The organism is Waltera acetigignens (assembly GCF_025567015.1).
Classification (GTDB): Bacteria; Bacillota; Clostridia; order Lachnospirales; family Lachnospiraceae; genus Acetatifactor; species Acetatifactor acetigignens.
Map to the genome: position 1 here is coordinate 1 of NZ_JAOQJO010000032.1, position 11671 is coordinate 11671.

Annotated in this window: 11 protein-coding genes; 3 read left to right on the top strand and 8 right to left on the bottom strand. The window is 43.5% G+C overall.

The genetic code is table 11. The features are described from left to right. Positions 1–147: 147 nt before the first annotated feature. The 6 genes from OCV96_RS18960 to OCV96_RS18985 form a co-directional block, all read right to left on the bottom strand. Positions 148–1074: an acyl-CoA thioester hydrolase/BAAT C-terminal domain-containing protein gene (locus OCV96_RS18960; protein ID WP_262595183.1), complete on the bottom strand. Its 927-nt coding sequence runs from the start codon at positions 1072–1074 to the stop codon at positions 148–150. 72 nt (positions 1075–1146) lie between these two features. After that, the gene (locus OCV96_RS18965; protein ID WP_262595184.1) at positions 1147–2499 is read right to left on the bottom strand and encodes an MATE family efflux transporter; all 1353 of its coding nucleotides are present in this window, start codon (positions 2497–2499) and stop codon (positions 1147–1149) included. 407 nt (positions 2500–2906) lie between these two features. After that, positions 2907–3302 carry an HAD domain-containing protein gene (locus OCV96_RS18970; protein WP_262595185.1) on the bottom strand — a complete coding sequence of 132 codons (396 nt, stop codon included), beginning with the start codon at positions 3300–3302 and terminating at the stop codon, positions 2907–2909. 18 nt (positions 3303–3320) lie between these two features. Then, the gene (locus OCV96_RS18975) at positions 3321–5819 is read right to left on the bottom strand and encodes an alpha-L-arabinofuranosidase C-terminal domain-containing protein (protein WP_262595186.1); all 2499 of its coding nucleotides are present in this window, start codon (positions 5817–5819) and stop codon (positions 3321–3323) included. A 161-nt stretch (positions 5820–5980) separates the two neighbouring features. Then, complete coding sequence (locus OCV96_RS18980) at positions 5981–7378, bottom strand: family 43 glycosylhydrolase (RefSeq protein WP_262595187.1); 1398 nt, start codon at positions 7376–7378, stop codon at positions 5981–5983. Positions 7379–7446: 68 nt separating this feature from the next. Beyond that, positions 7447–9003 (bottom strand): GH39 family glycosyl hydrolase, encoded by a 1557-nt coding sequence (locus tag OCV96_RS18985; protein WP_262595188.1) that lies wholly within the window; start codon positions 9001–9003, stop codon positions 7447–7449. Positions 9004–9195: 192 nt separating this feature from the next. Between OCV96_RS18985 and OCV96_RS18990 the strand changes: the two genes are divergently transcribed. After that, complete coding sequence (locus OCV96_RS18990; protein WP_178869975.1) at positions 9196–10038, top strand: helix-turn-helix transcriptional regulator; 843 nt, start codon at positions 9196–9198, stop codon at positions 10036–10038. A 45-nt stretch (positions 10039–10083) separates the two neighbouring features. On the opposite strand, the gene OCV96_RS18995 is transcribed toward OCV96_RS18990, so the two are convergent. Together OCV96_RS18995 and OCV96_RS19770 are read right to left on the bottom strand one after the other, a co-directional pair. Next, positions 10084–10629 (bottom strand): FHA domain-containing protein, encoded by a 546-nt coding sequence (locus OCV96_RS18995; RefSeq protein WP_262595189.1) that lies wholly within the window; start codon positions 10627–10629, stop codon positions 10084–10086. A gap of 154 nt (positions 10630–10783) precedes the next feature. Then, positions 10784–10897, bottom strand: coding sequence for a DUF6382 domain-containing protein (locus OCV96_RS19770; protein ID WP_425609815.1), 114 nt, complete (start codon positions 10895–10897; stop codon positions 10784–10786). Positions 10898–10984: 87 nt separating this feature from the next. On the opposite strand from OCV96_RS19770, the gene OCV96_RS19000 reads away from it, so the two are divergent. Both OCV96_RS19000 and OCV96_RS19460 read left to right on the top strand, forming a co-directional pair. After that, on the top strand, positions 10985–11236 hold the full coding sequence (locus OCV96_RS19000) for a helix-turn-helix transcriptional regulator (RefSeq protein ID WP_262595190.1): 252 nt from the start codon (positions 10985–10987) through the stop codon (positions 11234–11236). Further along, positions 11226–11426 carry a hypothetical protein gene (locus tag OCV96_RS19460; protein WP_317239309.1) on the top strand — a complete coding sequence of 67 codons (201 nt, stop codon included), beginning with the start codon at positions 11226–11228 and terminating at the stop codon, positions 11424–11426. Before OCV96_RS19000 ends, OCV96_RS19460 begins: the two co-directional genes overlap by 11 nt. Positions 11427–11671 lie beyond the last annotated feature (245 nt).

Sequence of the window (11671 nt, forward strand, 5' to 3'; positions counted from 1 at the left end):
TCTTATATGCTTGTAAGTACATAATTTTTGCAGTCATGACACAAGAAAAGCTCCCTCACAGGAAGGAGCTTTGTCTACAGTCTGAAGCAATCGTAAAAAAATACGATTGCCTTTTTGACTGTTTTATAATCGAAAATAAACATTTCCTTATGCGATCCACTCTTTTATCGCTGCCGAAAGCTTTTTATCAATATCCTTTCTGGTGGCTTCACACTCATTGGGATAATCTTTTGCTGCTTTGAAGACAAATTTTAGGACAAATTTTAATCCCACCGGAAGTGCTGTCCGGAGCAGGGATTCCGGCAGAACGAAGTGCGTGCCGTGTTCATAGACAAGAGCCTCACACTCACAGGTGTGAGGATGTTCCGCCAAGCGCTTCTCCATGCGGCGGACATATTTTCCAGCCTCCCAGAAGGAATCATCCTCCGCGGCGACAAGAATCAGTTTTCCCTGGATTCTCTCCACTTTTATCATTTCTTCTTCCGTATGCGGTCTTGCTTTTTCCGAATCTATGAAGAGGCAGGTGCTTCGTTCAAAATCGCCGGATCCTTTGGTCTCTTCCTGAACCTTCTGCCAGTATACCGGATGTTCATACACAAACGGCATATAGGGAAGCGGTTCTCCCTTCCAGGACAGCGTCGATGCCCCCGGAATGGGCCATTCCTTGCATCCGCCCCTGTCTCCCTGTTCGAATCCCTGCCATACAAAATCGCTGGCCGTCAATCCAATCGTCAGGGTAATATCCTCAAAATAAGACGCTGCGGCCACCGCATCCATGCCGGCGGTACTCATTCCCATAATGCCGACCTTCCGGTTACCGTTACTTTTCAACCACTTTATGGCCATTTCTATTCTCTCCAGCGGATAATTCACATGACTGTAATTCTTTTTCCCCGGAGACATACACAGCACATTCACACCGTTTTTGTGAAGCCACTTTACACCGCATTTTGCCATATAATCATTCGGATCATCCCCAAACAATCCTATTACCGCGCAATCCGCACCGTCCGGATTCTCATAATAAGTGCCGTAGAAGCCGTCCTTCTCATTTTCAAAAAACTGTTTTTTCATAAATTACCTATTTCTGCTGTCACATATAGTTAGTGTTTGCTAACTTATTTTAACACACTTACACATACTTAGCTATAATCTATTTTGAATTCTTTTCAAAAATACATATCCCACCAGGCAGGCGATCAGCTCCGTGATTGGAAATGCCCACCAGATTAAAGACACACCCATCTGACCGTTTCTGACAAAGACAGAAAAGATTCCTGCCAGCGGTAATATGATCACCAGCTGTCTGAGCAGGGAGATCACAAGGGACTCGATACCACCTTCCACTGCCTGGAAAATTCCCTGGTATGCTACATTGATTCCCGCAAAAAGGAAGCTGATGGAGATAATTCGCATGGCGCTGATAAAATATTCTCTGGATTGTCCCGCATTAAACAGCGTTGCAAATGCTCCGGGAAAGATTTCCGTGATCAAAGTACCTATAATCATCAATGCCACAGTATACAGGATGCCGTATTTGATTCCGTCTCTGATCCTCTTTTTGCTTCCCATTCCGTAGGCATAGGCAATGATCGGTGTAATGGCATCTCTCAGACCAAAGGCAAGGAATAATACAAACTGCTGTACCTTATAGAACAGTCCGTATGCCGTCTGTGCAGAGGGACTGAACTTCAGGATCAGATTCATGACATAGACCATAATGGACATCAGTGCCTGCGCAATAATTGCCGGAAGTCCGATGGCATAGATTTCTTTTACAATTGTAAAACTCGGTTTCATATAGCTGATACTATGCTCAAACTCTTTATTTAACCTTATATGGAAAATAAAGAGCAACAGCGCCGATGCGACCTGCCCTATCACGGTAGCGTAGGCAGCACCCTCTACTCCCATCTCAGGAACCGGTCCCAGCCCATAGATCATAATGGGATCAAGAATGATATTTACAACGGCCCCCACAACCTGACCTATTGTGGAATAAAGAGACCGTCCGGTTGCCTGTAACAGCTTTTCAAACAAAGAAAAGAAGATGATTCCGAACGAGATCACACAGCAGATCCTCAGATAACTTGTTCCCATAGAAATTACCTGCGGATCTACGGTCTGGGAAGAAATATATGCCTTCACGCCGAAAATTCCAAACAGTAACCATACAACATATATAACTGCTCCCAAAAACAGGCTGTTTCCTGCCACTTTCGCCGCTTTTTTCATATTCCCCTGTCCCAGCGTCATTGCCAGAAGCGCATTGGTTCCTACACCTGTTCCAACACCAATCGCTACCATCAGCATCTGCACCGGGAATACCAGTGTCAGTGCATTCAGTGCCGCCTCGCTTCCCACTTTCATATTTCCGACGAAGGCACTGTCCACAATATTATAGACTGCCTGCAATGCCATGGATAAGATCATTGGTATCCCCATTTGCACCATCAGCTTATTTACCGGCATTTCCTTCATTCTGTTACTTTCTGCCATTTTCTAATCCTCCTTGTTTTTCTGCATAAAAAAAGCATGCACTTATCCCATAAGCTGGACTTACGCTGATAAGCTACACACTTTTTAGGCAGATATAAAATAAAAAACGAGTAACAAAACTGGATTTACGCTGGTTTGCTACTCGTTCAAAAGCTATTATATTTGCAATTTTTTAAAAAGTCAAACAAAAATCTACCGCACGATCCAGTTCACGATCTGCACCATCACACGCCATTTCCTGTTTCCTTTTTCTTTCTCATGTCTTCCACTTTTTCATTAGCCACATCGATAAGTCCTTGTAAACAATCTTTACTCATATACATATCCTAAATCGCCATAGTTGCTGCTACCTGTTGAATTTTTCTATTGTTTTCTGTATTTTCTACTTTCATCTTTTTCTCCTTTCCTTACCGAAACCCTACCTTACTGTCTACCAATCTTAAATGGGAGATATCTTTCGATGAATATTCCTTAATATCGTCATCTACTACGACGTATTCCTTTATAGAGGGATGTTCTTTCAAATAATCCCTGACAGCATAATCCCTATATCGATTATCACACACTTTCCCTACAATGCGAATGCCATAACGGTCCAGTTGTGCCTCTAATTCTTTTATTTGTGGCGTATTTTTCTCATTGTGAGATGAGATAAAGCCATTCTTCCAAGAGGAAATCAAAATAATACGAGCTTCTCTATATTTTTCACAAAAACGGCGAATACAATCACTGCTGAGAGAAAATGGTTTCGACCAGTCTGATTCTTTATTTAAAACACCATCAATATCTAAGAATATGAACATTTTTAAGCCCTCTTTTTCTCATATTATAGCATCATTTTGTTCGCTCTTCTTCAATCGCAAAGCACAGACAGAATATGGCGGTGCCTCGTATACGAACTCTGAGGAAGCGCCATGCATATTCACGGTAATATTCTTCACCTTCTCCGGCTCTTCAAAGCTGTTTTCATCCCCCTTTTCACCGCTAAGAAGTGTTACAGTATAGTCGCCCTGTACCTGACAGTCCAGTGTAATGGAAACCGGATCCACATCTCCTGCAAAATTAACCGCCTTAATAATGATTTCGTCCTTGGTGTCAGTTACTATCGAAACAAAAGCAGGTCCGTAGGGAATCGAAATTTCCTTCTGAAGCTCACCATCAACATACAGGCGAATCTGTTTTCCGTCCGTTTCATATCCAAAGCGGTGATATTCTCCCGGTTTTACTGAAATAGCAAAGTCCTCAGTCAGCTTGTTGTCATGCATATAGCCAAACTCTTCCAGTGAACATTGTCCTCCATTAACCTTCCAAAGGAACGGACGCACCAGAGCTGCATCCCATTCTTTTTCCACTCCGGCCGTAATCACGAGCTGCTCCTCATAATAGGAACGAACCACCCTGGCACTGAATATACCCAACTCGAAGTATGCATTTTCCTCAACAAAAATATCGGTCTCAAATCTTCCATAAGTCTGGTCTTCTTCTCCAAATACCACAAAGCTCTTGGTCTCATCAGCCCATTCCAGAATACTGTGAAATTCCTTTTTCTGCTCCTCATCCGGAAGCTGAAGCAGGCGGCCATCCTCTGTATCCTGCACATGTCCCATTAATTCATGAGTAATCTTTGCTTCTTCTCCATTCCAAATGGGATTTCTGAAGCGAAGTTCCTTATTGGATTTTAAAGATGCCATTCCGGTTCTCGGACGATAAACACGTCCTCCCTCATCTTCGGATCGCACCACATATTCTCCGCGATTTTGACCGAACATTTTCCAGACATAATAAGTAGGAATTCCAAGGCTCTGATGATTATTGAAACGAATCAGATTAGGATACCACGCTCTGTAATTTACATTTTCAAATAATGGAGCATAAGAGGCCAATGTTACGATATCCTGATTTTTCTCAATACCCATAAGGAAAGCCGCTTCTCCCAAAGCTGCATACAACTGTCCCATATAGTTGCCTTCGTTTACAGCCACCTCTCCTACAAAGATTTTTGGTCCCTTACGATCGTAGTCATCATAATAATTTACACGTTCTGCAAAGAACTCTGTTGTATTGTAAAAATGTTCATCCACGCACTCGGCAGGACAACCATTTTTCTCTACATGCTCATTGGCTATGGTTTTAATCTGGGGATACAGTTCCTTTACCTTCTTATAAATCATGTTGTATCGCTTTTCATAATCCGGACCCCAGTTTTCATTACCAATTTCCAGATAGGTCATTTTAAAGGGTTCCGGATGCCCCATAGAAGCACGAAGCCTTCCCCATTTGCTTTCCTTAGAGCCGATAGCATATTCAATGGCATCCAGTGTATCCTGTACCATTTCATCAAGAGCCTCTCCTTCCAGAAGGACACTCTTTCTTCCCTGGCAGGTCATTCCGCAGTTACATACATACAGGGGCTCCATCCCCAGATCCTCGCAAAGCTGCAGATATTCATGAAAGCCAAGTCCTAATGTACTTCTGTAATGCCATACAAACAGCTTACTGGGTCTTTCCCATGCCGGACCTACCGTATCCCGAAATCTCATCGCTGTGGACGGTGTCGTTCCTTCCACAATACAGCCTCCGGGAAAACGCATAAACTTTGGACTCATTCCCTTAAGCTTTTCTACAAGATCTGTTCTGAGTCCATGCCCCATGTAGGTATTGTCAGGCATTAGTGAAATAAATCCCAGCAGAACCTCTCCGCCTTCTTTGCAGGAAATAGTAAACTGTGCCTCGTGACAATCCTCAGCTGCTGTCAGCTTCATGTCATATCTTGTATACTCCTGACCGGAAACCACCAGACTGTTTCCAGTCAGTACTTTTCCCTGGTATTCGATCGCTACGTCCAGTCCTATTTCTTCCTTTGCTTTTGCAAATAAATACAAAGAGTAACTTTCTCCAGCCTTTACGGATATACCGCAGTAACCGGTATTAGTCAGAGATCCGTCCTTTTCAAACTGCATACGCAGAGCTGCGTCCCGATGTTCATTCAGGGTATCCGTCAGTTCCAGTTCCATCTTTGCATTGTGTGTATACCATGCCGGTATTTCTGTCTCCGGAATATTGTTGCCCTTTACCCAGCGGCATAAGCCTTCTCCATTGCAAAACTCATCTAGCCATCCGGATACGGTTTTTACATGGATGCCATCCTCCTGCTGTATATAACCCTCCGGTAAAACGGAATCTTCGAAGCTTCTGTTTCGAAGCATTTCCGGATAAAGTCCTCCGTCTCCGGCACGGTTAATGTCTTCAAAAAAGATTCCGTATAAATCCCTGGCTGTCTCAAATCGTCTTTCCTTTGTTTTAATCTTTAACTTGCTCATTGTAGGCTCCTTTTTTACATTCCAAGAGTTTTGATCACTACCTGTGCCAGAATTCTGGCAAGATAATCATTGGGGTGATTTAACCAGTTTTCGGTTATATCAATGTATCGTTTTCTCTTTCCGATTTCTTTTTGAACTGCCTGTATATGCAATAACATAGATTATGATAACTCAAATGATCTTAATGCAGCATTTCCGTTACCGCGATAGGTCAGGTAAAGCGCCTGTATTCCATCCGGAATCGTAACCGGTGCGGTATACTTTTCCCAGACATTGGTATATTGAACCTCTAATGTCGCCAGTACCTCTCCATCCCATGCTGTCTTTACTTCAAAAGTGCCATCTGCATAGCCCCGGATCCAAATACTGATTTCACGAATATCATGGCAGTCAAAATATTTGAAGCCGATGGTAGTTGAATCTGTAATATTGGCAACATATCCAACTTCTTCGTCTCCATCCCTGCCGTCCTGCATTACTCGTGGAAAATTCCCTTCGCCCACATAAACTGATGGGGTATCGGTAAACAGATTACATGCAAGATAAGCGGGGTATTCGCCTTTACCCTCAAGCGGACCTCCATTTAAACCGCAGGAGGTAATTTTTACCTGTGGAATACTGCCGTCCGGCATAATCTGCAGCTTTTCAGCACATCCCTGTCTGCTGTACCAGGTATTATTGGTATGCCTGTGATAAAAAATGTACCAGTCCTCTCCGATCTGCACAATACTTCCGTGATTATTGGCACCGTAAGCTGTTGGCATATCTGCCGGCTTGTAGGTATCGATGTGCAGATCACAATTGCTGACAATAACTCCGCCATAGACAAAGTCCCTAGTAGGATTCTTGCTGGTGGCATAACATAATTCGTGCATTAATATGGATGAATAGACAAAATAATAGGTGTCACCTACTTTACGGATGGAAGGTGCCTCAAAAAACTCATGTCCCTCAAATCCGGTACCGGCACCATATTCACAGCCGGGGGCCACAAACACCGGAGCTTCCCTGATCGTCAGCATATCTGCTCCCAACACCGTAGCCATAGCTCCGGTACGGGATTTATCACCTTTTCCGCAAAATCCGGTATAAATATATGTCACATCTCCTTCCGTCAGAACCCCCGGGTCAAACTGGGGCTCATCACCTTCCTTTTCGCCCAGACGTGTGCCATCTTTATAATGAACATAGCCATAAAATTCATACTTTCCTGCCGGAGTATCACATACAGCAACTGAAACTACCGAAACCTTGTCCAACACGTAATAAAGATAGTACCTTCCGTCCGGTCCCACCGTAACATCCGGGGCATACAGACACATTTTGCCTTCCGGGTTCAGCGGATCGGCTGTCTTCGGATAAATCACACCCTCATATCTCCAGTTGCCCAGGTCATCGACCGGAGCTGACCAGCACACATAGTCTCCCATGCAGAAAACATATCCGTTAAAGTAATCATGGGATCCGTAAACATATACGCGATCGCCAAAAACATAAGGTTCTCCGTCCGGAATATACTCCCAGGACGGTAAATATGGGTTAAACGCTTGTTTTTTCACTTTGATATCCTCCTTTGCAAGCCTAATCCATGTACATTGTTTCATAAAGCAAATTACTGGGTGCTAGTTTAAACCTTCAAGCTGACCACACGATCATAGTCATATCCTCGATCCGGATTCACCTTTCCGGCATTCAGTTCGAAATAAACCACACCGTTTTCGTTTACAGGAAGCTCTACGCAGATATTTCCGTCCTCCTGCTTTTTACGCTCTGTTTTTACAAAAGGTCTGGATGATTCCCGAATCAGCTTCGTCTGTTCCTCACTCAGATTGGCAGGTTCTCCCATATCATGCCATACCTTCAAGGGATTACATGTTTCCTCATCTACCGTCTTAGTCAGGAAGCAGTACTCCTCCTGTTCAGCCGGAAATGTAAACTCCAACAGCATTTTTTCTTTACCCTGTTCTGTACTTTTACAGGCAATATTCCAGGCTACACCTAGATAATCACCGTTTGCACGTTTCAAAACGACAATATTGTCATCCTTATATACACAATTGGCTTCACTTTCCTCAAGCTTTTTGTAAAAAGCAAATGTCCAGAAGGTCGGCTTGGTAATACAGCCATTGGCAACCAGTCCAAAGCCGCCGTGGAATGGTGTAAAAGGAACTCCCAGCTCTTCAAACACATCACCAAATGTCCAGTAGGAATAGGATTCATTCACATCTCCCAATCTGGAAAGCTGCTGTGCTATAAAGGCCGCATTCAGGTTTGTATCATGAATGACGCCCTGAGGAGTATAGGAGCTGTTGAACTCCGTGATATGAATCTGCAGACCCTTATATTCCGGGAAACTGTCAATAATATCTCTGGTTGTTTTTAAATTGGCAAAGCCGTCCTCTGCCTTCATCAGTTCAGAATATGCATAATGTCCAATACATTCCGGCGGATCAATGGTGTAATGATGTCTGGTTACGAAATCCACAGGTATGTGATTCTCATGGCAATATTCCATAAATGCCTGAATCCATTTCTCATCCGTTCCTCCACAAACAGCAGGGCCTCCTACACGGAATCCCGGATTCACTTCCTTTATGGCATCAAAGGTTCTATGGAACAACTTAAAATATTCCTGCATATCTGCATTTTCCCAGAAGCCGCAAAGATTGGGCTCGTTCCATACTTCAATGGGCCATTGAATAACTTCCTCTTCTCCATAGCGTCCCATCAGATGCCGCAGCAATGAATGCACCATATTACACCACATATCATAATCTTTTGGAGGAGTGGTATTTCCCTGCCAGTAAAAGATAGTCTGGCTTCCACTTGCCAACTTTTTAGGCATAAAACCCAGTTCAAGAAAAGGTCTCAGCCCCACCTTCTTATAGGCATCCATTACTCTATCCAGATAAGTATAGTTGTACTCGACCCTTACCTTACCATCCTCCTCATAGGTCTGAAAGATCGCCATATCATCACAGAATAATCCATGTCCCCGGATATGCTTAAATCCGATTTCCTTTTGAACCAAGCGCAGCTCCTCCTGATATTCTTCTGTCAATGCAAGCCCCATTCTTCCGGTTCCCACACAATAATCTACATTATTGTGAAAAAAGACCTTTGAATCCTTTGTAATCACGATCTTTTTTCTGTCATTCTCTGTTGCTCCACCCAAATTTACCATGCATGTATCTCCTTCTTCTAAATCATGTTCCTATGCAGTCACGCATCAGATGTCTGACCGCTGCACGATCCGCAGCTCTCTGATGACGATTGCCATATTAATCTGATACTATCGCATTGATCTAAAGTTTCCAATGATTTATACTATAAGAAAATTGATATATCCTCTGATGTATCAGAGCGGAGATTCCAGATGACTGAAATTGAATTTGTCGGCTACAGTGCCGTTCACCCCTCAGATTTTATATATGATGTTCCAAATGGCTTTACAGGCTATCTTCTGCTTCTTTTCGACTCTCCCTCGGAGCTGCTCATAGACGGAAGACTAATGCGGACAGCCGCCAATTCTGCTATTCTGTATACACCAGGAAGCAGGATTTATTACCGTGCTGCCGGTGAAGAATACCGGAATGACTGGATTCGTTTTCGTTCCGATCACTCCTTCGTGAAGCTGTTTCCGTTAACAAACACCCCATTTCCCGTAACAGATCCGGAATACTGTCATCAGCTTTTTAAATTACTAACCTGGGAGTCCGCCTTTTTCTCCTCTGAAAGCGAAGCAAACATTACTCACCTGCTGCGGGTTCTGTTCTCCAAATTAAGAGAAGGAACCCAGAATGAGTCCCCGGGTATTCACGATCATGAGCTGGTTGCATTGCATAAGATGATCTACAATAATCCTCAGCTTCCATGGAATATAAACATGATGGCTGCGAAGCTTCACTTAAGTCCCAGTCATCTTCAGACTCTCTATCACCGCCAATTTGGCTCCTCCTGCATGGACAATGTCATCGAAGGACGTCTGCGCCGTGCACAGGATTTATTAGAGTACAGCGAATACTCCATCCGCGACATTTCCGAGCAATGTGGTTATAATAATGTAGAGCATTTCTGCAGACAGTTCCGTCAGCATAACGGCTGTACCCCTGGACAATACCGGAAAAATGCATCAGCGGGAAGCAACAAAAGACTTCTCACCCACAATACCCTGGGAGGAAGGGAGTTTGAGAAGATTAATCGAAATATCCGGAAATAGTGTTTCGGTAGCTGCTTTATTCAGCATTTCCTTAAGCGTTCGCTTCTACCTGTAAATAAATTTCAGCTTTCCGATACCGATTTCATCTCCGGGTTCGATGATTTCCGACGCATTTGGTTCTAACCGCATCCCGTTCCGGAAGGTTCCGTTCGTCGAGTTGAGATCCGTAATAAAGAACCGGTTTCCATCCCTTGATATTCTTGCATGAAGGCGGCTTACACTCTGATCATTTAATACAAGATCCACTGCTCCTGCCATTTTTCCAACTGTGATTGGCAGTTTTTGCAACGGGATATGATATTTGTTGCTCTTCCCAATTCCGTATAATTTATTATCACTATTCTCTATCCACGGAATAAATACGGTGTGCCCGGAATCATCCGGTTGCGGAATCTTTTCCGGTTCTGTGACGTCTTGATACCGGACATATCGGGATGAATCAACAGTATATTCTTTCTTATTACTTTTAAATTTCGGGAAGGCCCATTCCACAAGCCTTCTCCAAAGTGACTTTTTCTCCTCCGATTTCGGAAATCGGACATCCTGCATCGCTGTGTCCCGGATCCCGGAATTCCGGGTGTCCTTCATCATAATTTTCCTGAAATCAGGTAATGAGCTCATCCAGCACAAACTGCTGCCGGTTCAGCAGATCCGTCATCTGGTATACAGCCTCGACAAGCAGTATATTTTCGGAGTCCATATGCTGCATAAAAAACTCATTAAGATCACGAAAAGACGTGTTCTCCTACCCCATCCTCTCCGGATAATAAATAAAACTGTATTCCCCGGTTGCCATATCCATATATACAAATTCCGGCAGCAGCAAAAGATCCTCAGGACTGAGCAAATACTTCTCCATTACTTCGCTGATCGTAGCATTTACATAGTGACCGGTTCACCTCTCTGCCCGGCATTTACTACCATTTTGTAAAGGGGGATTGCAATTATGAGTGCAGAAACTGTTATCTGTAAATTACGAGAAACAAGAACTGATCTTGGTTTTACCCAGCGTCAAGTTGCTAATGGGGCTGATATGAATGTGCGTACTCTTATCAACATAGAAAACGGACATACCATTCCAAGTCTCCTCTATGCCATGCGCTTGGCAAATTTCTTAAACTGCCCAGTAGATGAACTGTTTGAATACAAGAGTACCGGGCAGATGTCAAATAAAGGAGATGACTCTAATGGAAAATGAAACAGTTCCTTTCAAAACGATTGCTGTTGATTTTGATGGCACTCTCTGCTACAGCAAATGGCCGGAGCTTGGTCAGCCAAACCTGGCACTCATTGAATATCTCCAGGAATGGAAACGTAATGGCAATAAACTCATTCTCTGGACTTGCCGTGCGGGGGAAGCCCTGTCAAAAGCTGTCGAATGGTGCTGAGAACATAATCTTGAATTTGATGCAGTTAATGACAATCTTCCGGAAATCATCGAATTCTATGGACACAACAGCCGGAAGATTTCCTGTGATTACTATATCGACGACCGGATGCTGCTTCCGGAAAACGCAAAAGCATAGAACCCGTAATGGTTCTATGCCTCAGACTGTAGACAAAGCTCCTTCCTGTGAGGGAGCTTTTCTTGTGTCATGACTGCAAAAATTATGTACTTACAAGCATATAAGAA